General features: G+C 62.6%; 26 protein-coding genes. 11 read left to right on the forward strand and 15 right to left on the reverse strand.

What is annotated here, in order from left to right:
* Positions 1–94 precede the first annotated feature (94 nt).
* Complete coding sequence (locus tag IPM16_07000) at positions 95–1255, forward strand: FAD-dependent oxidoreductase (GenBank protein ID MBK9122856.1); 1161 nt, start codon at positions 95–97, stop codon at positions 1253–1255.
* 1 nt (position 1256) lies between these two features.
* On the opposite strand, the gene IPM16_07005 is transcribed toward IPM16_07000, so the two are convergent.
* The 3 genes from IPM16_07005 to upp all read right to left on the reverse strand — a co-directional run bounded on the left by IPM16_07005 (position 1257) and on the right by upp (position 4463).
* Positions 1257–3068: an ABC transporter ATP-binding protein gene (locus IPM16_07005; protein ID MBK9122857.1), complete on the reverse strand. Its 1812-nt coding sequence runs from the start codon at positions 3066–3068 to the stop codon at positions 1257–1259.
* Positions 3068–3700, reverse strand: a complete 633-nt coding sequence (locus tag IPM16_07010) for a hypothetical protein (protein ID MBK9122858.1) — start codon at positions 3698–3700, stop codon at positions 3068–3070. The genes IPM16_07005 and IPM16_07010 overlap by 1 nt, the downstream gene beginning before the upstream one ends.
* Positions 3701–3842: 142 nt before the next feature.
* Entirely contained in the window at positions 3843–4463 is a 621-nt protein-coding gene (gene upp / locus IPM16_07015; protein ID MBK9122859.1) for a uracil phosphoribosyltransferase, read from the reverse strand.
* 135 nt (positions 4464–4598) lie between these two features.
* On the opposite strand from upp, the gene ruvB reads away from it, so the two are divergent.
* The 8 genes from ruvB to IPM16_07055 all read left to right on the forward strand — a co-directional run bounded on the left by ruvB (position 4599) and on the right by IPM16_07055 (position 10503).
* Positions 4599–5633 carry a Holliday junction branch migration DNA helicase RuvB gene (gene ruvB, locus IPM16_07020; GenBank protein MBK9122860.1) on the forward strand — a complete coding sequence of 345 codons (1035 nt, stop codon included), beginning with the start codon at positions 4599–4601 and terminating at the stop codon, positions 5631–5633.
* A 6-nt stretch (positions 5634–5639) separates the two neighbouring features.
* Entirely contained in the window at positions 5640–6710 is a 1071-nt protein-coding gene (queA, locus tag IPM16_07025) for a tRNA preQ1(34) S-adenosylmethionine ribosyltransferase-isomerase QueA (protein MBK9122861.1), read from the forward strand.
* Positions 6711–6769: 59 nt separating this feature from the next.
* Entirely contained in the window at positions 6770–7162 is a 393-nt protein-coding gene (locus IPM16_07030; protein MBK9122862.1) for a hypothetical protein, read from the forward strand.
* Positions 7163–7337: 175 nt separating this feature from the next.
* The gene (rplU, locus tag IPM16_07035; GenBank protein MBK9122863.1) at positions 7338–7649 is read left to right on the forward strand and encodes a 50S ribosomal protein L21; all 312 of its coding nucleotides are present in this window, start codon (positions 7338–7340) and stop codon (positions 7647–7649) included.
* A gap of 29 nt (positions 7650–7678) precedes the next feature.
* The gene (gene rpmA / locus IPM16_07040) at positions 7679–7996 is read left to right on the forward strand and encodes a 50S ribosomal protein L27 (protein MBK9122864.1); all 318 of its coding nucleotides are present in this window, start codon (positions 7679–7681) and stop codon (positions 7994–7996) included.
* Positions 7997–8070: 74 nt separating this feature from the next.
* Positions 8071–8541: a 50S ribosomal protein L31 gene (gene rpmE, locus IPM16_07045; protein MBK9122865.1), complete on the forward strand. Its 471-nt coding sequence runs from the start codon at positions 8071–8073 to the stop codon at positions 8539–8541.
* A 95-nt stretch (positions 8542–8636) separates the two neighbouring features.
* Positions 8637–9230 carry a thymidine kinase gene (locus IPM16_07050; GenBank protein ID MBK9122866.1) on the forward strand — a complete coding sequence of 198 codons (594 nt, stop codon included), beginning with the start codon at positions 8637–8639 and terminating at the stop codon, positions 9228–9230.
* Positions 9231–9324: 94 nt separating this feature from the next.
* Positions 9325–10503, forward strand: a complete 1179-nt coding sequence (locus IPM16_07055; protein MBK9122867.1) for a hypothetical protein — start codon at positions 9325–9327, stop codon at positions 10501–10503.
* A 69-nt stretch (positions 10504–10572) separates the two neighbouring features.
* Here the strand turns inward: IPM16_07055 and IPM16_07060 are convergent, their stop codons facing one another.
* The 3 genes from IPM16_07060 to IPM16_07070 are packed head-to-tail and all read right to left on the reverse strand — an operon-like array spanning position 10573 to position 13810.
* The gene (locus IPM16_07060) at positions 10573–12027 is read right to left on the reverse strand and encodes a LysM peptidoglycan-binding domain-containing protein (protein MBK9122868.1); all 1455 of its coding nucleotides are present in this window, start codon (positions 12025–12027) and stop codon (positions 10573–10575) included.
* Between the two features lie 20 nt (positions 12028–12047).
* Entirely contained in the window at positions 12048–12425 is a 378-nt protein-coding gene (locus IPM16_07065) for a DUF192 domain-containing protein (protein MBK9122869.1), read from the reverse strand.
* On the reverse strand, positions 12422–13810 hold the full coding sequence (locus IPM16_07070) for a LysM peptidoglycan-binding domain-containing protein (protein ID MBK9122870.1): 1389 nt from the start codon (positions 13808–13810) through the stop codon (positions 12422–12424). The genes IPM16_07065 and IPM16_07070 overlap by 4 nt, the downstream gene beginning before the upstream one ends.
* 191 nt (positions 13811–14001) lie before the next feature.
* On the opposite strand from IPM16_07070, the gene IPM16_07075 reads away from it, so the two are divergent.
* Together IPM16_07075 and sucD are read left to right on the forward strand one after the other, a co-directional pair.
* Positions 14002–14880 (forward strand): hypothetical protein, encoded by an 879-nt coding sequence (locus IPM16_07075; protein ID MBK9122871.1) that lies wholly within the window; start codon positions 14002–14004, stop codon positions 14878–14880.
* The gene (gene sucD, locus IPM16_07080) at positions 14880–15746 is read left to right on the forward strand and encodes a succinate--CoA ligase subunit alpha (GenBank protein ID MBK9122872.1); all 867 of its coding nucleotides are present in this window, start codon (positions 14880–14882) and stop codon (positions 15744–15746) included. Before IPM16_07075 ends, sucD begins: the two co-directional genes overlap by 1 nt.
* On the opposite strand, the gene IPM16_07085 is transcribed toward sucD, so the two are convergent.
* From IPM16_07085 to IPM16_07125, 9 genes are read right to left on the reverse strand one after another with little or no spacing between them, the layout of a single operon-like run.
* Complete coding sequence (locus IPM16_07085) at positions 15730–16467, reverse strand: hypothetical protein (protein MBK9122873.1); 738 nt, start codon at positions 16465–16467, stop codon at positions 15730–15732. The genes sucD and IPM16_07085 overlap by 17 nt on opposite strands.
* Complete coding sequence (locus IPM16_07090) at positions 16451–17671, reverse strand: BatD family protein (GenBank protein ID MBK9122874.1); 1221 nt, start codon at positions 17669–17671, stop codon at positions 16451–16453. The genes IPM16_07085 and IPM16_07090 overlap by 17 nt, the downstream gene beginning before the upstream one ends.
* An 8-nt stretch (positions 17672–17679) precedes the next feature.
* Positions 17680–18432 (reverse strand): hypothetical protein, encoded by a 753-nt coding sequence (locus IPM16_07095; GenBank protein MBK9122875.1) that lies wholly within the window; start codon positions 18430–18432, stop codon positions 17680–17682.
* Entirely contained in the window at positions 18433–19386 is a 954-nt protein-coding gene (locus tag IPM16_07100) for a VWA domain-containing protein (protein ID MBK9122876.1), read from the reverse strand.
* 9 nt (positions 19387–19395) lie between these two features.
* Positions 19396–20403, reverse strand: coding sequence for a VWA domain-containing protein (locus IPM16_07105; GenBank protein MBK9122877.1), 1008 nt, complete (start codon positions 20401–20403; stop codon positions 19396–19398).
* Positions 20396–21190 (reverse strand): hypothetical protein, encoded by a 795-nt coding sequence (locus tag IPM16_07110; protein ID MBK9122878.1) that lies wholly within the window; start codon positions 21188–21190, stop codon positions 20396–20398. The genes IPM16_07105 and IPM16_07110 overlap by 8 nt, the downstream gene beginning before the upstream one ends.
* On the reverse strand, positions 21187–22080 hold the full coding sequence (locus IPM16_07115; GenBank protein MBK9122879.1) for a DUF58 domain-containing protein: 894 nt from the start codon (positions 22078–22080) through the stop codon (positions 21187–21189). Before IPM16_07115 ends, IPM16_07110 begins: the two co-directional genes overlap by 4 nt.
* Positions 22077–23045 carry a MoxR family ATPase gene (locus IPM16_07120; GenBank protein MBK9122880.1) on the reverse strand — a complete coding sequence of 323 codons (969 nt, stop codon included), beginning with the start codon at positions 23043–23045 and terminating at the stop codon, positions 22077–22079. Before IPM16_07120 ends, IPM16_07115 begins: the two co-directional genes overlap by 4 nt.
* 2 nt (positions 23046–23047) lie before the next feature.
* Positions 23048–23338, reverse strand: a complete 291-nt coding sequence (locus IPM16_07125) for a hypothetical protein (protein MBK9122881.1) — start codon at positions 23336–23338, stop codon at positions 23048–23050.

A 23338-nucleotide genomic window follows, 5' to 3' on the forward strand; every position in this document is an offset into this window, starting at 1 on the left:
CTACTCTGTGGCGTTGTTAACCTGCGTGCAAACACTGTACCCCAATCTCGGCACGGATGCAAGAGAGACACGCAGGGTCAGACACCAAACGCTCATGACTCTTTCGTGGCTCGTTGTCGGCGCGGGAATCCACGGCATGCACGCCGCCTTGCAGCTCGTCGCGCGCGGGCGCGTTCCCCACGCCGAGATTCGCATTCTTGACCCGCACGAAACGCCGCTGCATGTGTGGACATCCACGACTCGTGCGGTCGGAATGTCGTACCTGCGGTCGCCTTCCGTACACAACCTGCATTGGGATCAAGGCTCGCTCAACCTGTACGCCCGCGTCCAGCGCCGCGACAACGCGACCGAATACATCGCGCCCTATTCGCGTCCGTCATTGTCTCTGTTCAACGCGCATGCGTCGCACGTTATCGCAAAACACCGGCTCGACTTTCTGCTGGAGTGCGGAACAGTTCACAATCTGCGAAAGGTCGGTACCACGTGGATCGCCGAGACTGAGCGCGGCACACTGCAGTCGCGCAACGTGGTGCTTGCGCTCGGCCGTTCCAATCAACCCGATTGGCCAGGTTGGGCGAGGCCGTTTCGCGGCACCGGCCGCATTGTTCACGCGTTCGAGCGCTATCATCCCCCACCGGCTGCCGGCGAGACGACGGTCATCGTCGGCGGCGGACTCACCGCCGTACAGATTGCGGCGTTCTTCGCGCGCGACGGTTCGGGCCGTGTAGTGCTCATCCACCGGCGTCCGTTCCGCGTGCATGACTTCGATGCCGACGTCGGCTGGATGAACCCGATCCACCTACGTGGGTTCGCACACGTGCCATCTTGGATCGAGCGGCGGCGGATCATTAGCGAGGCGCGCCACCGTGGATCGATCACGGCAGACGTGGCCGAACGACTTCGCACGTTTCAAGCAGACGGGCTGATCGACGTGATCCAGTCGGAAGTTCAGGGCCTACAGGACGTGGACTCGATGCTGGCTCTGCATACCGATGCCGGACCCGTATTGGCCGACCGCATCATACTGGCGACCGGATTCGAACGGCGCCGACCCGGTGGTCCCCTGATCGACTCCCTTGTCTACGATCATGGGCTTCCCGTAGCCGAGGACGGCTATCCGATCCCGTCCCTCGCCTTGCGCTGGGCGCCGGGACTGTACGTCATGGGCGCACTCGCCGAGCTTCAGGTCGGGCCAGCAGCCAACAACATCGTTGGCGCGCGCCTCGCCGCCCAGCGCATCCTCTCGGACCTGTAGGCTAATCGGCAGCGCTGCTCCGCTCGCCCATCTGAACCCGCCACAACGCCGCGTAAAGGCCGCCGCTTCGAACAAGCGTGTCGTGCGTACCCAGTTCAGCCAACCGGCCACCCTCGATGACGAACACGACGTCGGCGTTGCGAACGGTCGACAGGCGATGTGCGATCACGATTACCGTGCGCCCGACAGCCAGCTTCTCCAGCGAACGCTGGATCGCCGCCTCGGTCTCGTTGTCGACACTCGAGGTCGCCTCGTCGAACACCAGCACGGGCGGATTCTTCAGCACGGCACGCGCAATGGAGATGCGTTGACGTTGACCGCCGCTCAGTTTCTGGCCGCGCTCGCCGACAATCGTGTCGTATCCGCTCGGCAGCGCCATGATGAACTCGTGCGCCTCGGCGACTTTGGCGGCCGCGACGATCTGTTCGTCAGTCGCGTCGAACGTCCCGTATGTGATGTTTTCGCGCACCGTCCCGTGGAACAAGAACACGTCCTGACTGACATACCCGATGGCCTGTCGCACGTCGGACAGCCTCAACGTTCGAACGTCGTGCCCCTCTAGTGTAACCGCGCCTGACGTCACGTCGTAGAGACGCAGCAGCAGCTTGATGATCGTGCTTTTGCCGGCGCCCGTCGGCCCGACAAGCGCGGCAGTCTGCCCCGCCTTGATGGCGAATGACAGGTCAGTCAGAACATCGCCACCGCTGGAGTACCGGAACGTCACATCTTCGAACGCCACCGCGCCGGTTACCCCTTCGGTCGGCAGGCCGTTTGCCCCATCGACGATCACCGGTTTCGTTTGCAGCAGGTTCAGGATGCGCTTGATCGACGCCATGGCCCGCTGATACTGGTCGAACATTTGCCCCAGCGACGTCAGGGGCCACAGCAATCTCTGCGTCATAAACACGAGTATGCTGTAGGTGGCCACTTCGAGCTCGCCCGCCAGCGCCAAGCGTCCGCCAAATATCATGATGGCGATGAACCCGGTGACGATGAACATTCGGATCAAAGGCACGAACGCCGAACTCAGCGCGATCGCACTGCGGTTACGCTCGCGGTAGATGTCGCTCTCTTCGCTGATCCGTTCGACCTCATACGACTCGGCCGTATAGCTCTTGATGGTCGCGATTCCGGACAGATTGTTGTTGAGCTGGCCGTTGAGGATACCAACCTGTTCGCGCACGGCGGCATAACGTGTTGCGAGCCGGCGCTGGAACCACAGTGAACCCATTACGATAAACGGCATTGGAATGACGGCGAGCCACGCCACGGCCCCCGCCGTCGAGAAGAACAGGATCCCGATTAGCGTGATGCTGGTCACGACTTGAATGATGTAATTGGCGCCGGTATCGAGGAACCGTTCGAGCTGATTCACGTCGTCATTGAGAATCGACATCAGGCCGCCTGTGCTCTGATCCTCAAAGTACGCCAGTTCGAGGCTCTGAATGTGCCGATATGTGTCAACCCGGATGTCGTGCTCGACCGCCTGCGCCAGATTGCGCCAGTAGATCGAATGGATGTACTCGAAGAGCGACTCGAGGATCCACACGACGGCCGTTATCACGGCGAGCACGAGGAGCTGCGTGAACGTATCGGTAATGCCTGCTCGACCGAGGAACGACGCTTCCTGCTGCACGACGATGTCTACGGCAGCCCCGATCAGGACCGGTGGCGCCAAATCGAACAGCTTGTTCAGGACCGAGAATAGAGTTGCCGCCGCCGCACGCCTGCGATACGCACCGGCGTAACGGAGCAATCTTATTAGCGGGTGTCCCCGCTCGTCGCGACCGACGGCTTGACGTGTATCGTTCATCACCCGGCTAACCCAGACGCTGCGGTCTTGCCCGTCCTGAAGTACAGGAATAGGAGACCCAACCCGGAAAGCAGGAAAATGAACCCGAAGATCACTCCGATCAACGAGTTCTCGTAACCGCAGTATCCACACATCTCAACGAACGTATCGGTGAACAAGAACCTTGCAAGCTGAGCGTTGTTTGTCAGCGCCTGCTGGAGTTCCTCATCCATTGCGTACAGATAGCCCGTGGGCTGCGTGTCTGTCACGTCATCACAGTCGACCGCACCCGAGAGAGTCACATAAGCCGCCGTATCGCGTGAATTGCTGACGAAGAACGCTTCGGTGTATCTTGTTTCCTCTCGCAACCTGCCATACTTGAGCAGTGTAAGGCTAACACCACGCACTTCGTTGAATGAGTCGCAGTCCCACGCCCCACCGGTGAGCGTCACGTACATGCTCTCACCGCTGACCACTGCCGGTGCTGCGTCGAGGTCGAGGTCCGACGGCCCGGCCATCGCGCGGATCGTGTCCGGCAGCAAGAACGCAAGGAGGTATATGCTGAAGGCGACAAGGATGAGCGCGCCGATGAGTAACCATTTGCGGTTCGGCTTCACGGTGTTTGCAGCGATTGTGTTAGGGCGTAAGGTCATGGGTCAGTTCCTCTGTGCGATGCTCAAGTCATGGTCGTCGCTGCACCCAATGACTCAGTGCAGCATAGTTGTGCGTGATGTGTCGCGTTTGACGGTAGAAGGAAGCGCCTAATGCGGGTGTGCCGCACAGGCGCCGAGCAGCTTACGTCCCGAACTGCCGATCGCCGGCGTCCCCTAGCCCTGGGACGATAAAGCCGCGCTCGTTCAAGTGGGAGTCGACGGCGCCCACATGGATCTTCACGTCGGGATGCGCGCTGTGCAGCGCCTCGACGCCTTCCGGTGCGGCGATGAGGCCCATGTACTTGATCCGCGTGATGCCGGCATTCTTCAGCAGCGTAACCGCCGCGACAGCCGTACCGCCGGTAGCGAGCATCGGGTCGAGCACGATGCAGAAGTTCATGTGCGATTGGCTCGGTAGGCGGTTGTAGTACGTGATCGGCTGAAGGGTTTCCTCGTCTCGCCGCATGCCGATGTGCCACACCTGCACGCTTGGCAGCATGGCCATGACCCCTTCGAGCATCCCGAGGCCGGCGCGCAAGATCGGCACCACACCGACATCCGCGCATCGGTAGCCTTCAGCCGTCGCAAGTGGAGTTTGCACCGAGCGCACGATTCCCGGCAAGTCCTGTGTCGCTTCGTAGCACAGCAGCATCGACAGCTCGCGCACGAGGTCGCGGAAGTCGCGCGGGGGCGTCTGCACGTCGCGCAACGCAGTCAGCTTGTGCTTGACAAGCGGATGCTGCGAGACAAACACGTTTTCCATGGGTGATTTCCTGTTCGCTAGAACCATGCCGCTAAGTATGCGCTATTCGCCGGAGTCGATGCAATGTCAGGCTCCGACCGTGCAGGCCGCTGTGATATACTCGCGGCAGATTGGAATGGATGTTCGGATTGACCCATGTCTGAAGAGCGGTTGGTGAGCGGCGGCTTGAAGCGAGACGAACGCGAAAACGCCGCGCTCCGCCCTAAGTACCTGCGCGAGATGGTCGGCCAAGACCGCGTGCGGGAGAATCTGTCGATCATCATCGAGGCGGCGCGCATGCGCAAAGAGCCGCTCGATCACACCTTGTTCTACGGCCCGCCCGGCCTCGGCAAGACGTCGCTGGCGCACGTTATGGCCAACGAGATGGCGACCAATATCCGTATTACCTCCGGCCCGAGCATCGAACGCGCCGGGGATCTCGCCGCGATCCTCACCAACCTTAAGGCGGGGGACATCCTGTTCATCGACGAAGTGCATCGGCTTGGCCGTGCCGTCGAGGAGATTCTGTATCCCGCGATGGAAGACTTCGCGCTGGACATCGTGATCGGCAAGGGCCCGGCGGCTAAGAACGTTCGTCTGCGGCTTCCGCGTTTCACGGTGATCGGCGCAACGACCCAGTTAGCGCTCTTGGCAGCCCCGCTGCGTGATCGATTCGGCGCGCGGTTTCGCCTCGACTACTATGACCTTCCCGCGCTGGAACATATCATCAAGCGGGCCGCCGAAATGCTGCATGTCGATGTCAAGCCACCGGGTTTAAGCGAGATAGCCCGCCGTTCGCGCGGGACGCCGCGCATTGCCTTGCGACTGCTGCGGCGCGTGCGCGATTATGCCCAGACGCGTGCCGAAGGGATTATTACCGGCCCGGTCGCCGGAGAGGCACTTGAGCTGCTGGAGATCGACCAACTTGGGCTGGATGACATCGACAGGCGCATGATGCGCGCGATTATCGAGAAATTTGGCGGCGGTCCGGTTGGCCTCAACACGGTCGCGGCGGCGATCAGCGAAGATCAGTCGACCATCGAGAACGTCTATGAACCGTTCTTGATTCAGCTTGGCTTCATCGCACGGACCCCGCGCGGACGCGTCGCTATGCCCGCCGCCTACGAACATCTCGGCGTACCCATTCCGCCGACCGCCCCTGCTCCACCGGATCAACCCAGCTTGTTCTAAAGTCCCATGACGCACATTTCCGAATTCGACTACGAACTGCCCCAAGAGCTGATCGCGCAGACTCCCGTGGAACCGCGCGACTCGTCACGGCTTATGGTGGTGGATCGCGAAAACGCCGCGATCGACACCGGCCGTGCTTTCCGCGATATCGCCGACTTGCTCAACCCGGGCGACGTGCTGGTGCTCAACACGACACGCGTCGTGCCAGCCCGGATCCCGGCCATCAAGCCCACCGGTGGCGCCGCCGAGATTCTGCTGCTGCGCCAGCTCGCGCCTACGCGCTGGAATGCGCTGGTAGGCGGCAAGAACATCGCCGTTGGCATGCAGCTCTCCTTCGCGAACTCGACGCTGACAGCGACGATCGTCGAAGACCTCAGCGGCGCGGAGCGCGTTGTGGAATTCAGCGAGCCGCCCGGTAGTCACCTCGCGCAGATCGGCCAAACGCCGCTGCCTCCCTACATCCACACGCCGGTGAGCGATCCCGAACGGTACCAGACCGTATATGCGCGGCAGGAAGGTTCGGCGGCAGCGCCAACGGCCGGCCTGCACTTCACGCCCGACCTGCTGATCGAACTTCGCCGCAAAGGCGTTGTGTTCGCCCACTGCACCCTGCATATCGGCCTCGATACGTTTCAACCGGTCAAGGTCGAGACGATCGAAGATCACGAGATCCACAGCGAATACGCCGAACTGAGCACGCAGGACGCCGAGATCATCAACAAGGCGAAGCTGGCCGGCGGACGGATCGTCGCGGTCGGTACCACCAGCGCGCGCACGCTCGAGACTGCCGCGCTCGTGAGCGCGGGAGGCGACCCGCAGCACCCGGAAGAGAGTATGGACCTATGCCCGTGGCGGCCGGTCGCGGCATTTACAGCCGACACGCGCTTGTTCATCACGCCGGGCTATCGCTGGAAAGCAGTCGATGCACTGGTCACCAACTTCCACCTGCCCAAGTCTACGCTGCTGATGATGATCTCCAGCTTCGCCGGGCTTGACCTTACGCGCAAAGCCTATGCGACCGCGATCGCAGAACGTTTCCGCTTCTATTCGTTCGGCGACGCCATGTTCATCATGTAACTGCCACACTGATTCCGATTTCACCTATAGACTTGAACTATTCGCCGGAGGTGATTTCGATGCTCAAGCTGAGTGTGCTGCTGCTCGTGATTGGCGGAATTGTGCTGGCTATGCTTCTGGCGCTGCCGCTACTGGCACCGGGGAATGCCTTGTCATCAGCCCTACTCACCCCGCTGCTGTGCGGTGGCGATACGTATGTGTCGGATGCTGTGGAAGGCACGAACCTCAGTCGCGCGCCGACTCTCTCGCTGCGGGCTTACTGCGTGCCGACGACCGGACCACGCCGTGAGGTGACATCGGAGCAGGTCAATATCGCTCTCATCGCCGGCGGGGTGCCACTTGTCATCGGGCTTGTACTCTTCTTCGTTCGGCGCAGTCTGCGACTGATGGCGCAGTATGCAACGGTGGGGCGAGGAAGTGCGGCCGACAGAGATCGCAATCCGACGAACTGACGCCAGCCTCCGTCACGTCCAAAGCCGAGGATTGACCGGCATTTCCGGCTGTGCTATAAATGGCGGGTCACGCCCCGTGCTTGGGGCGTTTTTGAACGCCGTCTTCCCCGCGCGCTTGACTTAATCGGTACCAAGCTCAGCCGTGGAAGCAAGCGAAGATTGGAGCGCATTTCGCATGTATGCCATTTTCCGTTCAGGCGGGCGTCAATTCCGTGCCGAAGTCGGGCAAGAAATTGACGTTGAACGCCTCCCCTTCGACGAAAATCAGTCCGTAACGATCGAGGATGTCCTGCTCATTGGTGACGGCGACGACACCGTGATCGGCACGCCGACCGTGGAAGGCGCCAGCGTGACAGTCACCGTCACCAAGCAGTTCCGCGGCGACAAGGTCATCGTCTTCCGTTACCGTCAGCGGACGAACTATCGCCGCAAGACCGGACACCGCCAGTATTACACCCGTCTGCGTATTGACGCGATCAATCGGTAATCATCCGCAGTTTTTCAGGAGACACGACCATGGCTCATAAAAAGGGCGGCGGCTCTACCAAGAACGGGCGCGACTCGAATGCGCAGCGGCTGGGCATAAAGGCCTTCGGCGGCGAATTCGTCATCCCGGGCAACATCATCGTGCGGCAGAACGGCACCAAGTTCCACCCGGGCGACGGCGTGGGCATGGGCCGCGATTACACGATTTTTGCGGTCGAGGAAGGCTATGTCTACTTCGAGCGCATGCGCGGGCGCGGTGCGCAGAAGCAGATCAGCGTACGGCCCGAGAACCCGAACAAGACGACTGCTCCTGCACAGTCGACCAGTTCGGAATCCGCCGCAGACTAAGCGGCAAATCTTGTGAGTTCTGGGTGCGCTACCCTCCCTTCTGGGGCCGCGCCCTGTTGTCCTAGGAGACATCTATGAAGGCCAAGATCCACCCGAAGTGGTATCCCGCCGCGACTGTTGTTTGCGCATGTGGAAACACATGGACGACCGGCGCGACGATCCCCGAAATCCGCACAGATATCTGCTCGGCTTGCCATCCGTTTTACACCGGCGAGCAGCGCATCGTTGACACCGAAGGCCAGATCGACCGCTTCCTCAAGAAGCTGCAGGTCCGGACCAATATGGCCGCCGAGGCCGAGGCCCGCGCTGCCACCAAGGCCGCACCAGCCAACCCGACAATTCAGGACCTGGGCCTCGACAAGCGCACCGTCAACTCGCTGAAAGAGGCGGGTATCGAGCTGACCAACGACCTGCTTGGCAAGCTGGTCAACGAGGGCGAAGAGGCCATCCTCGCTATCGGCGGTATCGGCCGGCAGTCGCTGATTTCGATCAAGAAGGCGTTGCGCGCCAACGGTTTCGACGTTCCGGGCGCAGATTCCGAGTAGGCTCCCACAAGGCCAACCCACAAAAGGCAGGCCGCATCGCGCGACCTGCCTTTTTCGTTAGTTACCGGCATGGAACCAGTTGGAGGATCAAGTCCATGCGCCATCACAGCGGCCACCTCGAGGTCATTTGCGGGAGCATGTTCAGCGGCAAGACGGAAGAACTCATTCGCCGCGTCCGCCGAGCCGAATATGCGCGCCAAAGCATTCAAATCTTCAAGCCCGATATCGACACGCGCTACGCGGCCAAGTCGGTCGCCAGCCACAGCGGGCAGTCGGCGACCGCGCACCCGATCAGGCAGGCGTCCGACATCGTACGCCTGCTTAAGCCCGATACGACCGTTGTCGCGATCGACGAGGTGCAGTTCCTCGACGAGGAGATCGTACCGGTGGTCGAGACCCTTGCGAACAAAGGCATTCGCGTCATTTGCGCCGGCCTCGATCTGGATTTTCGCGCTGAACCGTTCGGCTCGATGCCAGCCTTGATGTCGATCGCCGAAGAAGTGACGAAGCTGCGCGCAATTTGCGTGATTTGCGGGGATGTCGCGTGCCGCTCGCAGCGGCTTGTGAACGGTCAGCCTGCGCGCTACGACGACCCGATTATCATGATCGGCGCACAGGAAACCTACGAGGCTCGCTGCCGGCAGCACTTCGCCGTACCGGGCAAGCCCGGCTTTCGCCTAACCACATAGGGGGCAAGGTACTGGCAAGCCCGCCTGACTTCCGCTAGAATGCTCACCAGCAGGTTAGTGAGAGCACCTGCATAGCTGCTGAAGGGAGCGTGTCATGGCAGTTGCAGCATCGGTTTCTGATAGTGTCGTGCGCGGCGACACCAACAGCATGTGGTTACGCACACGTCGCTGGGACTTGATGTACATCACGTTCAGCGTCATTGTCGTACCCCTGCCGTATTTGGTGTATTTGCTGCTGCGCGCCGCCAACCCCGCCGACGCGGGATGGGACGACTGGGCGCGTAATCTCGTAAACGCCTTCGTCGCCATCGCGGTCGGTGGACCGCACATGATGTCGACGTTCCTTCGCACCGGGCTGGATGACAACTTCAAGAAGCGTTATCCCATGCTCATCCGCTCGTCCATCATCATTCCGATTGTGGTGGTGTCGTTGGCCTTTCTCAACCTGACGCTGCTGCTGACCGTGTTCTTCTTCTGGGCTGCGCTGCACGTGCTGCATCAAGTGACGTTCATCGTGGAGCTGTACAACCACAAGGAGACCACACAGGTTCGCCGCGGAAGCGCCGTCTCGCCGGTCGCCCGTGGAATCGACTACGCCGTCATCCTCACCTGCCTGTTCCCAATGGCGGCCTTCAAGATCAGCCAAGGCTCGTTCGACATTGGCGTGAACGATCTCACCCGTGTCATCCCCGAATTCTTCCAGCAGGCGTGGTTCTTCTACACCATGACCGCCGTGTTCCTCGCTGCGGTCGGCGCCTTTGTGGTGAAGTCGGTGCGGGAGTATCGCGACGGCATCCTGAACGTCCCCAAGACGACGTTTGTCGCCTTCACCGTGGTCATCGCCTTCGTGATGCCTGCCCTGCCGAATCTTGACACGGCATTCCAGGGGCTGAACACGTGGCACTCGTTCCAGTATCTGGCGATCACGTTCTACATCATCAAGATCAAGGCCGCTTACGGTGGACTTGAGAAGAGCGCGCCGCTGGTTGCGCGGTTTAGCAAGGGCAAGGACTCGCGCGGGCTGTATCTGCTCAGCGCAATCATGCTGGTCGGTTCGGCGCTGGTGTTCGCGGTCGTCTACGCGCTGTCGCACATAATCACCCCACAGCCCGGCCTGCTCACTCAGGGAATTCCGTACGAACAGGCGCTAGGCAACTGGAGGTTCGATGTCGCGTACTACACCGCGATCCTCTCGTTCCTCTGGATCCACTACTACCACGACCACTTCCTGTTCACCGATTTCGAGTCGCTGGACGACGCCTACGCCAAGTAGCGTCGCAGCAACAGCACAACAGAAAAGGGCCGCACGTTGTGCGGCCCTTTCGATTCGTCTTTGCGCGCGTTACGGGAATGCTTCGGCAGCCCACTGCATTGGGTCGACCGGCGTCCCGTGCAGCCACACCTCCCAATGCAGATGTGCGCCGGTCGCGCGTCCCGTCGAGCCAATAGTGCCGATCGCTTGACCGGCCTGTACGAAGTCACCGAGGTTGGCGTACCGGTCGTTCATGTGGGCGTAGGCCGTATATACGCCCCAGCCATGATCGATGACCACGCTTACGCCACGGATATTGAGGGTATCGGCAAGCACCACACGCCCGGCGGCGGCGGCGATCACAGGCGTGCCGGGCGCGCCAGCGAAGTCCGCGCCAGTGTGGTAGCGGTCGAAGCCGCCGCCGTTGTAGGCACGGGCCGCGCCAAACGCGCTGAACATCGAGGCCGCTGCAGGCAGGCCCATCGGCCCGCCAATATACAGGTCGGGTGTGTAGCGCGACGTTAGCGTCTCCAACAACCCGCGCTCGTTGTCCTCGACTCCTTGGGTGAGCAGCGGCACCTTGCTGGAGGGCAGCGTGATGTACTGCCGCCCGTAACCGCCGGACGTGACCTGCACGTTGAACCGGAGCACCTCGGAGCGCCCAGTGACGTCGGCCACCGACACGGAAATGTCGTAGATTCCCGGTGCCGTTCCGAGCGCGACGGGTAGAAATGCACGGTGCGTCGTGCCACCGTCAGACGACGACACGGGAATCACGCGGTTGAGAAACGTAACGTTCACGGTCGCCGCGGCCGCCGAGGTTACCAGCAACCGTCCCGACTTGCCCTCGGTCAGCACCAATGGCGTGAGGTCGATAGTCGCGATTCCGTCCGGCAGCGCGCTTACGGCGCTGGCGGTTCGCGCATCAGGGATGATCAAGTCCTGCCCGGCGAAGATCCGCGACGCGTCCTGAATGTCGTTCGCCTCTTGAATTGCGGACATATTCACGTCGTACCGCTGTGCGATGCGAAACAGGGTCTCGCCGCGCTGCACACGATGAATGACCTGTTCCCGTGGCGGTTCTTGCGCGTCTGGTGCCTCTTCTACGGGAGCGCTATCCTGCGGAATCTCGCCGTTGAGGCGCAGAACTTGCCCGACATATATCGAGTCCGGGTTGGCGAGGCTGTTGAGGGCGACAAGCGTCTCGACATTCACACCGAATGCAGCGCCGATCGACGCGAGCGTGTCGGCAAACTGAACGACATATGTCTCGGGCGTATCGACCTCCGGAATGAAGTCGGGGCCGGGAATAATCAACCGCTGACCGACGAGGATGTTCGACGGGTTGAGAATCCCGTTCACGCGCGCGAGCACTTCAGTCGTCAGGCCGTACGACTGCGCGATGCGAAACAGGGTCTCGCCGCGTTGTACGACGTGAATCGTTCCCCCTGCGGGGGGCTGCTGGGCGACGACGAGCGCTGCGCTAAGGACGATGATACACAGGGCCGTTCGGGCAAGGGCCGACAACTTGGTGTGAAGACTCATAACGTGTACTGCCTGAAACGCTACGTGGCACGATCCGAGAACGCCAGCACGTCGCCGATTTCAACTCGGTCCAGCACGCTGACGTTCGCCTCAACATAGTACTGGGCGGGAGCCTTTGGTGCATAGGCCGGCCTCCACGGTTTGGCCAGCGCCTTATCGATGACCCGGCCATCCTTTGCCAACCACACGACGCCGATCGAAAAGCGCATGAAGAACATGTGGATGGTCGTCGCTGCCTTGCTCTCGCGACCGGTGACGAAGAGCAGCCCTTCACCTTCCGGCAGACCCGCGCGACCCATCAAGCCGAAGAAGTGGCACAGGAAGCTCGCGCACCAGCGCGCGCGCCCAAGTACCACTTCTCCGGTGCGGGTGTTGTGAAGCACCCGATAGTCGCTCATCTCGGGATGAGCAGCAGCTGCCCATAGAAGATCCGGTTCGGATTTTCGAGGTTATTGGCCTCGATAATCGCCTGCGCCGTAACACCGTACCGCGCAGCAATCCGATAGACCGAGTCGCCGAACTGCACGAAATGACGGATCGGGGACGGTGTGTTGGTCGGTACCGGGGTCGTCTCCGCGGTCTCCTGTTCAACCGGGATGATCAACACCTGCCCCACCGAGATCAAGTTGTAGTTCAGAATGCGGTTGGCCTGACCCAGTCGTACAACGTCCACGCCATACTGCTTGGCAATCTCCATAAGCGAGTCGCCGGGCTGTACGCGGTAGGTGACCGGCTCAGCGGTCGCTGGCGCCGCCTCGGTCGCGGAGGCATCCGGTTCGTCGGTTTCAGCCGGCGTAGCCTCTTCGGTTTCCGCTGGCGTGACTTCTTCGGTCTCCGCCGGTGTCGGTTCTGCCGTGGCTTCCATACCCTCGAGCGTCGGTACAACAGGCGTACTGACCGGGACAATCAGGCGGTTTCCGGGGTAGATGATCGCAGTTTCATTCAGTCCGTTAGCCGCGCGAATCGCCTCGATCGAGCTGCCGTAGACTACGGCAATCGAGTACAGCGAGTCGCCGGGCTGCACAACGTGTTCGATCGAACCGGGCGGGACGACGACCTCTTCCGGTGTAGCGGGAGCCTCGTCAACCTGTTCGGTCGGTGCTGGGACATCGGTCGGCTCTGGTGCCGGCGTGGACGAATCGACCGGCTCGTCCGTCGGCTGGGCATCGTCGGCGGCGGACTGGACCGATAATGATGCATCGTCCACGTAAACATCCGTGACCAAGCGCGCCTCGGCCACCGTCGTACGAACGAACACTGTCGCAAACTCGCCGCTGGGCGCGGCTGACACTGACGCAGGCACGAATGTGTCGTATTGGCTGATCGGCTGTGACCAGATGATCGTCGTCGCTTCGGGGTCGATGCTTCCGGTCGGGTCGATTCCGACCTCGATCGTCACACCGCCGGGGTCGACGCTCGCTGCAGGGTCGCTGTCGTCCCGTGTCGACCATACCCACACGTTGGCCGTGAAGTTCAGCGGTACGCCCGGTGTGAGGCCGGTCACCGTCTGAAAAATGCCGGCGCGGTGCGTTGCCAAGAACGACGAGTACATCTGCGCACTGCCTTCGATCGCTCGATTGGCTGGCGCCTCCAAGAAGTCCGGGCGCTCGGTCAGCGGGCCAACAAACCACGGCAGCCAGCCATCTGCGACCGAACCGCCGCCCGTGTCGACGTATGGCCCGTCAAACCCCGGGTTACGCAGGAGTTCTTCGCCCTGCGCGCCTGCAAATCCCACCGCTAGACTAAACAACGCCACTATCGCGATGAATGCGAGTCTTCGCATTGTTGTGTCCCCCTAGCAAAGCATTACTCGTCTTGCCTCAGTGTAAATCATTCGTGCGACTTCAGCCAATAACGTTTGGGCAACCTTCTCGGCTGAGCTATAATCACGATTTCCCTACAATGGCGAGGCTGGCGTTGGAACAATCGACGGAACAGGTGTTTGACCTTCTGCGACGGTATGGCGCCGCCGCGATGTCTGCCACCGAACTGCAAGACCGCCGCATCGTAACGGCCCGCGACGTGCCCGCCCTCAGCATTGACCTGTCGATTGATCAGGAGCGTGCGCTTACGGTACTGCGAGTCGCAGTACCCGGCGAGGATATCTCCGTCGCCGTAGAAGCCGACCCCCTCTACGGTCTGCACACCTATCAGGTAACCGCAGTCGCCAACGAACTCGAGATTCCGCGCAGTTCGTGGCAGCCTCTAGCCACCTTGATGCAAGCAGTCTACCGCGCATTCGTCACGGCCGACCTGCTCTCGCTACATCTTCAGCCGGTCATGTACACAGAGTCGGGCGTGTGGTACGTCGGCGGCGCGCGCTCGGTCTTCGACAGCGCAGCGCTGTTTCGCCATCCCGAAGTCGCCAACGCGACGTCAGAAACGCTCGTCGGCCCGCGCTCCGCGAAGGCGGCAGGCATCACGTATATCAAGCTTGGCGGTCAGATTGCCTGCATTGCAAATGGCGCAGGCCTCGCCATGGCCACAATGGACGCCGTGGCGCGCCTTGGCGAACCGTATAAGCTATCGCCGGCCAGCTTCGTGGATATCGGCGGCAGCGCGCGTTCGGAGACGGTACGCACGGCGCTCGGCACTGTGCTCGAGGACGCCGCTGTACTCAGCATCATCCTGAACGTCTTTGGCGGCCTGACACGCGCCGACGACGTCGCACAGGGGTTGATCGGGGCGCATTCGGCCTCGATCCGTACGGTCCCGATCGTGGTTCGGCTCCACGGAAGCACAGCGCAGGCTGGCCGGAGCCTCATTCAATCGGCCGGGCTGGTCTCGGTTACGTTCGCTGACTCGTTGGACGATGCGGCATCGCAAGCGCTCTCTGCTGCACGAGGCGGATAATGGGACTCTTCACGCGGTCTGACCTGCGCGTTGTGGTACAAGGTATCACAGGGCGAGAAGGGGCATTCCACACGCAGGCGATGCTTGCCTACGGGACGAACATCGTGGCCGGCGTCACCCCCGGAAAAGGCGGCGAATGGGCTTTTGGCGTTCAGGTGCTCGACAGCATGGCCGAGGCGGTGAGCATGTCCGGCGCCAACACTTCGATCATCTTTGTGCCGGCCGCACAGGCGGCAGACGCGATCTTCGAGTCGATCGACTCTGGCATCGAGCTTATTGTGTGCGTGACCGAAGGCATTCCGGTGCACGACATGCTGCGAGTATGCGCACGCCTGCGTGCAAGCAGTGCGCGGCTGATCGGACCGAACTGCCCCGGCATCCTCGAGCCCGGCCGCGTCTCAATCGGCACAATCCCAACCGAAGCCGCTGCGCCCGGCCGCGTCGGCATCGTATCGCGCTCCGGTACGCTGTCGTACGAGGTGGTCGCCGCCCTGACAGCCGCAGGGATGGGGCAATCGTGTGTTGTCGGAGTCGGCAGCGATCCGATCGTCGGAACCACGCTGACCGATGTATTGACCGCTTTCGAATCCGATCCGAATACCGATGCGGTCGTGCTGATCGGCGAGATCGGCGGGACGGCGGAACTCAACGCGGCGGAGTATGTCGGCGGCAACATGACGAAGCGGGTCGTCGCCTATATCGCAGGTGTGAGCGCCCCGGACGGCATGCGAATGGGTCATGCTGGCGCCGTTATTCGCAGTCCCGAGGAGCGCGCCGAGTTCAAACGAACCGCGCTGCGTGCGGCCGGCGCGCAAATCGCGCAAAGCATCAGCCAGATTCCCTCACTGCTCAGGCCGGCGCAGTAATCACAGGCTGGTACGCGTCGCGATCGACCCAACCCTGTCGCCCATCCGGAAACGTCAAGAGCGCACGTGCCCCGTCGATCGCTTCGATTCGCGCCTCGGCGCCCGCGTAAGCCCTCCCCAGTTCGAACCCAGCGGCATCGCTTCTGCTGTACAGCACGGTCTCGAGTGCCGTAACGACTGCAGGTGGCGCAAGCCGAACGGACTCGGCACGGGCCAGCATCAGCACAACCAGTAGGCACGCAACAACCGTGAGCGCGATAGCAAGGGCCCAGCGTGGCCGGCGCGTGACATGAATCAACCACGCCACACCTGCTCCGGTCAACGCGATCACGGCGAGCCACTGCAGCTCGGCTGACGAGACCAATTCGGCTGTCATGCGTTCCAGCGTCGGAAGGATGCGCTGGTCTTCCTGATACACGTCGACTCGCAGCGAACGAACCAGCGCGATCCCGAGCTGAACTTCCGGCGCGCGCGGCATCTCAAGCTGCGCCCGCTTGAAGTAAAGCATCGCCCGCCCGAGGTCGTCGCTCATCAGCAGGGCTTGCCCGGCATTGATGTACGTAGCCGGGCGAGCCTCTTCCTCTGCGGCCAGCACCCACAGGTCTGCGGCTCGCGCGTAATCGCCAGCCTCGTACGCGGCTTCGGCCCGGTCTGCGGTAGATTGGCCGCCCGCCGAAAACGCAAGCAATAGCAGCGCGACGACACTAACCAGCCACCGCATTACGCCGCTCCTCAACCGCCTTGACAAAACTGTGCGCCCGGTCGATCGCGTGCGGCATTACAGCCTGCGTATCCGGGGCATACGCGAGGCCCTCAAGCTCAGTCAGGACGGACGCGGCCGCCGAGTTGGTCGATACATCTCGCATGCCGACGTCGGCAAGGTAGCGTCGCACAAGGTCGCCAAGCGCAGCAATCCGGTAGGCATCTGATGCACGCCGCAGTCCGGTCTGGAACCGCACGAATGCCTGCCGCGCGCGCCGTTTCCGGCGCCATGCCTCGAACTCGGAACGGGCCGTTGGCAGCATGAGCGCTGCGACCGCGAGGACAGGGCCGAACACCCAAAGCAGCCACGCAGGTGCCGGTACGCCGCCGACATCATCGACCAACGGCAGCGCGTCGCTGGGGACAATCGCTGTGGTGTCGCGCCGAATACTGCCGTCTGCCGCCGGGAGTACGTCCACACGCACAGCCGGCACGGTCACATCGACAAACCCTGTTCGCGGGTCAAAGACCTTGAACGGTGCGACTCCGACTTGAACTGTCCCTGCCTCGTCCGGTACGGCCATCCAGCGCAGTGTGATCTCCTGCGTGGCCAGCGCTCCGCCAAACGATGCTTCCGTTTGCGTGACATCGTCGTACAGGCGCCACGCCTGCGGCAGGACGAGTTCAGGCGCAGGATTTGCCGCAAGGTTAGCGCTCCCCGACAATCGCAGCGAAATGCGAACCGCTTCGCCAAGCCGAATCGTCGTCGGTTCGACCGTGAGCTGCGGAATCACTGCACCGACCAACCCGGCGAATCCATCGGGTGCTGGCGGAACCGGCACGGCTTCGACCGTAAGCGGCTCGCCTGACACGATCACGGACTCCTCAGTACCTGTATCGATAAACTGCGCACGAGGCCGTCCAATCGAGAGGGTGCCGTCCCGCAGCGGATACAGGCTAATTTGGAAAATTGCCGCGTTGTACTGCTTTCCGTTGAGAGTTGCTGCCCCGGAGAAAGGATCACGCATCTCACCGTGCCAGAATCCTTCGAAGTCGGGTGGATAGAACACGATCTCTCGCTCGGCGTCCGTGTAGGCCGTTACGGTGTAGATGAGCTGTTCCCCGACGAACACGCGTGCCCGATCCAGTTCGGCGGTCACAAACACCGGTTCGTCCTGAGCGGCGACAGTCCCCGTCAAAACGCACAGCGCACCGAGAAGCATGAGCCACCTCACCACTTGCGCCCTCCAGGCTCGCCACTGTCGACTGAAGTCTCGTCGAACGGCAGGATCATGTCGGCGTCTCGCGCGGCCGCGTCGAGAAGCCTCAGCGCGTCCTCGATCGTCATGCTGCCGCTCTCGACCGGCACTGGCGTCGAATCCGCCTCTGCGCCGAAGTCGCCCGAGCCGGTTTCGGGGGTCGCGGTCGGATCGGGTTCCGTCTCTTCGCGCGGCGGTGTTGGTGTCGGGCCGTCGAAACCGCCCGGTTCGGGTGTAGGCGTCACGGTCGGGTCGGTGCTGCCATCGTCGGGTTCGGTGCGCTGCTGCTGCTCGTCCGGCAGCGGATCCTCGACAAACTTCAGCGAGAGTTCGTAGTTGTAGCGGGCATAGGCATCGGCAGGATCCCGCTCGAGGATCTCCCGGAACGCGCGTGCCGCATCCGCGTACTCACGGGAGTAGAATCGTGCGACGCCGAGATTGAACGTCGCGTCGCGCCACTCGCCTGACGCTTGGTCTTCCGCCGCCAGTTCGAGCCATTCCTCGGCACGAAGATCGTCAATCCCGATCCATGCGGTTCCCGCGCGGAACACGTCGAATAGGCTTGCTTGGGGCTGCACGGCGATCCGCTCGAACAGCTCGGCCCCTCGCTCCGTCCCCATTTCGCGACCGGCCCGCACGGCGTCCGGTACGGCGTGTGACAGCACAAACGCAACGATCAGCGTCGCAAGAACGGGCAGACCGAAGCGACGGATCGCTGCGCGCATCTAGCCCTCCCGCCGGCGCCATATATCGACGCCCAGCAGAATGAGCGCCGCGACGACGGCCCATCCATATCGAGACACACCAAGCGACTGCAACTGCGCGCCGACCGCGCCCAATTCCAACTCCTGCACCGAGTCGATCACCGCAACCGATTCGATGCCGGTGTCGGTGGCGCGCTGATACGTGCTGCCCGCTGCCTCGGCAATATCGAGCAGGCTGTCCTCGTCCAGCCGCGTCGTGACGATCTGTCCCGCATCGTTCGCCACGACGCCGATGCGATTGCCGGCCGCGTCATACACCGGGATCACGTCTCCTTCGGGCGTGCCGTAGCCGATCACATGCACGCGAATACCGAGGCTCCGCGCGCGTTCGGCCGCTTCAAGCGGGTCACCGACCTGATTCTCGCCGTCGGTCAACAACACGATCACGCTGCTGTCCGAGCCTCTCGATTCGAGTGGCTCGATTGCCCGATCTAGCGCGTCAGCGATGGCCGTGCCCTGTCGCGTAATCATACTGGTCGATGCGCTTTGTACGAACAGCCGTGCCGTTTCAGCGTCGAACGTCAGCGGCAGGTGTACGTAGGCTTCTTGCGCAAACACGATCAGGCCGAATTCGTTGCCTTCGGCCCGGTCGACGATGTCCAACGCCGTCAGCTTGGCGCGTTCAAGACGGCTTGGGGTCATGTCGATGGCGTCCATGCTCGCGCTGACATCAAGCACCAGCATGACGGCCCCGCCGCGCGCGTCGATCAAGTCGAGTTCGACGCCAAACACCGGGTTCGCCAACGCGATGATCACAGCCGCCAATCCGCCAAGCCAGAGCAGCCTTGGCCGCCACGTCGCCGGCGCTCCCACTGCCCCGCCACGTGAAGCGCGACGGCGAGCACGGGCGCGTTCGACTAACGGAACAGCAATTGCAACCGCAAGGAGGATCAACCACAGGGGCGACGTGAACATACCAGCGGCCTACGGTACCGAATCGAACGCGAACGTACGCAGCGCCCACTCGGCGAACAGGCACGCCAGCGCCATGCCCAGTATTGTCGGCGCCCAGTCGCGCCACGGGATGTACACCTGACGGCGAACCGGCGTGCGTTCGAGGCGGTCGATGGCCGAGGCCGCCGCTGCTAGGCCATCAGGATCGGCCGCGCTGAAGTAGCGCCCTCCCCCGACGTCGGCTGCTCGTTGTAGCGCCGCCTCGTCCAAATCGGACTCGATCAATACGATTTCGCCGTCTTCGTCGGGGATGGGCACCTGTCCTGGGCGACCGACTCCGATCGTGAAAACGCGAATACCCAGAGCGGCGGCCGCCTCTGCGGCCAGCCCCGGATCGATCCCCGAGTTCGTCGCGCCGTCTGTGAGCAGAATGATGACCTTGCTTCGGGCAGTGCTCTCGCGCATGAGCGCAGCCGACGTCAACAGCCCGACGCCCGAAGCTGTGCCGTCCAGCGCCGACTGATTACCGCCTGTCGTACGCAGTTCGGTAACCAACCGAATGCCGTCAAGCGCCGTGCGCACCGTCTGGTAATCGAGCGTCAGCGGGACCAACGTATAAGCAGAGCGAGCGTAGACTACCACGCCGATCCGGTCGAACTCGCGACCTGCCACGAAGTCGCCGATCACGACCTTCGCCGTCTCGAGGCGGTTCAACGGCTGAAAGTCCAAAGCCGCCATGCTGGTCGAAATGTCGAGCGCAAACACGATATCAATGCCTTCGCCACGGATGACTTCCTGCGCGGTTCCGGCCTGCGGCCGGGCCAGCGCGAGCACCAGCAGGCACCACGACGCAGCACGAAGCGCATCCGGCAGCGGATGCAGGCGCACCTTCCAGCTTCGGACACTAGTTCGCGTCAGGCGGACGTCACCGTACAAACGCGCAGGGATTCGCCTCCGCCAGCGGCCTTTCCAAATCACCCAACCAGCCAAGAGAAGTAGCGGAAGTGCCCACGCATGCGCGAACCGGAACTCATCCATCGCGAAGCTCGCTGAGCGCCCGCTGCGCCAACCGGCGCAAATCGTCGACTTCGGCGGCCGTCACGGGAGCCGTGCGATAGAGCAGCGCCTCGGCTGTCTCGCGCGCACGCTGCAGCACGTCCGACTCCGGCGCCAGCCTGCACGCCTGCTGTACAGCCCGCATCACGGCACGCGATGCGGCGCGTGGATCATCCGTCTTGACGCGTGAAAGCGCCCGGGCCAAGGCGTCTAGCGGGTCGGGAGGCGCCGACACTGCGGTGGCAGGACGTACCTGGGGGGCGGCATACAACACCGCGACAATACCCGCCCCGGCCAATATCGCGAGGGCCGGCCACGGCCATAATTCGCCCGCGAAGCCGACCGCGGGAATCGGATCTTCGGCGCCCAGCTCCAATACGGTCGGCACGCTGAAGAACGCCTCCGTCACAGGGACGCGTCGTATGTCGCCACCGCCAGCGCCGTAGCCGAGGAACGTCGGTGGCGTTACCGCGTCCTCGGGACGCCACAGCACAACGACGAACGACTGCGAAACGAGGTTTCCGTCTTGCTCAACCGGCTCGAACGAGCGCACCTCGAACGGCCCCCACGGGTCGGAGATCTGTGGCCACTCGACCAGCGAAGTATCCGGCGTCAACTCGACGCGCAGCGTGAGCACGAACGGCTCGCCGGTCAGGGGCGAATAGGTGCTCGCCTCGAACCGGGCGCTGACAATCGGCGAGTCGAAATCTGCGGCCAAGATTGGCCCGATCACACACAGCGCAATCGCAGCGATCAGCCAGCGTCTCACAGCCGCCGCCCTTCTGCAGCTCGACGGCGCATGAACCGCGCCAGTGCAGCGATCGGATCCTCGTCGGTCAGGACGGTCATGCGATGCGCACCGCTGCGGACGATCGCGCGCGTGCGCGCCGCGTCGAACTGTTGCGCGCGCTGGACAAAACGCACTCGCCATGCCGCATTTCCAGAGTCGACGACGATCCGACGCCCGGTCTCTGCATCTTCAAGTGAAACCAGCCCGGAATTCGGCCAAGCGTGTTCAAGCGGCTCAGTGACAACACACGCGACGACATCGTGCTTGGCCGCGGCCAGCGTGAGCGCCGTCTGATAGTCGCCAGCGGACGCCAAGAAGTCGGACAGGACGAAAATGATACCGCGCTGGCGCTGCGCCTGAACCGTCATCCGCAGCGCCGTGGTCAAGTCGGTGCCGCGTAGGCTGGCATCCTGCCCCAGCACCGCACGGATGACACGCAGCACATGGTTTCGGCCCCGGCGTGCGGGCACAAGCGTAGTCCCGCCGCTGTGGACGGTGAGTGCGCCGACCCGGTCGCCCGCGCGGCCCCCGATCCACGCGACCGCCGCCGCGAGTTCTGCGGCAACCTGACGCTTGGAGCGCGGCGCACCAGCACGCATCGAGCCGCTGTCGTCAATCACCAGCATGACCGAAAGATCGCGCTCGGCGGCGAACTGCTTGACGTGGGGTTCTCCGGTACGGGCGCTGACCTTCCAATCCATGTGGCGCACGTCATCGCCGGGCTCATACGGGCGCACGGCGTCAAACGTCACGCCTCGCCCGCGAAATGCAGCGCGATACGCCCCGATCAGACTGCTGTCGACCAGCTTGCGCGTTCGCAGCTCGATGCGCGCGACGCGGCGTATCAGGTCGGGGTCGATGGCGCTCATGCCGGTACCGCAACCCGTGCGATAAGCTGCTCGATGATCGAGTCGCTGGTCACGCCTTCCGCCTCGGCCTCGAAGCTCAAGCTGATCCGATGCCGCAGAACATCCGGCGCAACCTTCCGGATGTCGTCAGGCGTGACGTGGCCCGAGCCGCGCAAGTAGGCGTGCGCCTTGCCCGCACGCAGCAATCCCAGCGACGCACGCGGCGACGCCCCGAGGGCGATCAGGGCGGCAAGCGGCTTCAGGCCGTACTGATCGGGGTTGCGCGTCGCCTCCACCAACGAAAGCACGTACTCCTTGAGCCGGTCGTCGACGAAGATCTCGTTGTGAACGGCATGCTGCGCCGCCGTCAGATCGCGGGCTTCCATCACGGGCGCTGGTAGCGGAGGCGCCTCGCCGCCCATCCGCTCCATGACCTCTCGCTCCTGCGCACGCGTGGGATAGCCGATTACGACCTTGAGCAGAAAGCGGTCCAGTTGCGCTTCCGGCAGCGGATACGTCCCTTCCTGCTCGATCGGGTTTTGGGTCGCCAGCACCATAAACGGGGACGGAAGCAGTTCGGTCGCTTCGCCCAGCGTCACCTGACGCTCCTCCATCGCCTCAAGCAAGGCCGACTGCACTTTCGCCGGCGCGCGATTGATCTCGTCTGCCAGCAGCAGGTTGGCGAACACCGGGCCGCGCCGCGCCGTGAACTCGCCCGTGCGCGGGTTGAAGATCTGCGTGCCGATGATATCGCTGGGCAGCAGATCGGGCGTGAACTGCACCCGTTGGAACGACACGTGCAGTGCAGACGCCAGCGCGCGAACAGTCAGGGTCTTGGCAAGGCCGGGGACGCCTTCGATGAGGACATGCCCGCTGCACAGCAAGCCGATCAACAGGCGATTCACCAGCTTCTCTTGCCCGACGATCACGCTGTGTACCGCCGCTTCGACCTCTTGGATGCGCGTCTGAACGACCGTGTTTGCCATACCTAGTATCCGAAGAGCTGACAAAAGTTAACTTGCTGCGGTGTTCCGCACGTTTGCAGCACGCTGTTGACCGCCAGCGCAGTGATGACGCACAAGGCAATCACGCCGACCAGTACTACGCATCCGCACCCGGGGACCGGTCCGAAATTGAACAGGTTTGCCGCAAACTCGGCCAGCCCGCCGATCAACTCAAAAACGATCCCCAGCGCGTTCAGCAACGTGCCGATCACAAACAGGACGATACACAGAATACCGCACCCTGCCGCGATGAGAATAAGCGTTCCGCTGTCCAT

The organism is Candidatus Flexicrinis affinis, from assembly GCA_016716525.1.
Classification (GTDB): Bacteria; Chloroflexota; Anaerolineae; order Aggregatilineales; family Phototrophicaceae; genus Flexicrinis; species Flexicrinis affinis.